Here is a 644-nt window from a genome sequence, read left to right on the forward strand (position 1 = left end):
CTTTAGCTAAAACAGTCTTCAGCTTACCATTCGTGGTTATTTGCAACAGTGCCGGTGCGGCTTTATAATTCGCAATAAAATTTAGTCTGCCTAAAGCATTTGTGTTTCCCGCAATCGCTATTTTATTGGTTGCTTGCTTGTTCCCCGCATTAAATTATTATGCTCTTGAAGCATCTGAAAAGTCATTTAACCAAACAACCAATTTTTTAAGTCAGCCAGTACATAAGTTTTCAGCAAATAAAATAACTGTACTTTGGGGCATGTGGTACATGAAAGCCCTATATTTAGCCATAGCAGGTTTAATTGGCTTTGGCATAGCTAAAGCTTTATATCCTGAAGTGATTTAAAAAAATTGGATATTTTTATTTAGAAATTACATTGTATGTTTACAACATAAATTGAGATATATAAAGATGACCCATTGAAATGGGATTAAAAAAAATACTTTATTTTTAATATTATAATTATATGTAGTTCAACTAATGGTGTGATAGGTTTTAGTTATAAACTTATTCATTCAGGAATTATATTGCTGAATAAATAAGTCTAATTGATTTATTTATGCAACCCAACTATTCATTTGATTCATTTGATTCATTTGATTCATTTGATTCATTTGATTCATTTGATTCATTTGATTCATT

At 29.5% G+C, this 644-nt stretch carries 1 protein-coding gene; it reads left to right on the top strand.

The window, feature by feature from the left end:
• Positions 1 to 101: 101 nt before the first annotated feature.
• Positions 102 to 347, top strand: a complete 246-nt coding sequence (locus F899_RS00125) for a hypothetical protein (RefSeq protein ID WP_005407459.1) — start codon at positions 102 to 104, stop codon at positions 345 to 347.
• The last annotated feature ends 297 nt before the right edge of the window (positions 348 to 644 follow it).

Source organism: Acinetobacter sp. CIP 101934 (assembly GCF_000369585.1).
GTDB lineage: Bacteria > Pseudomonadota > Gammaproteobacteria > Pseudomonadales > Moraxellaceae > Acinetobacter > Acinetobacter schindleri.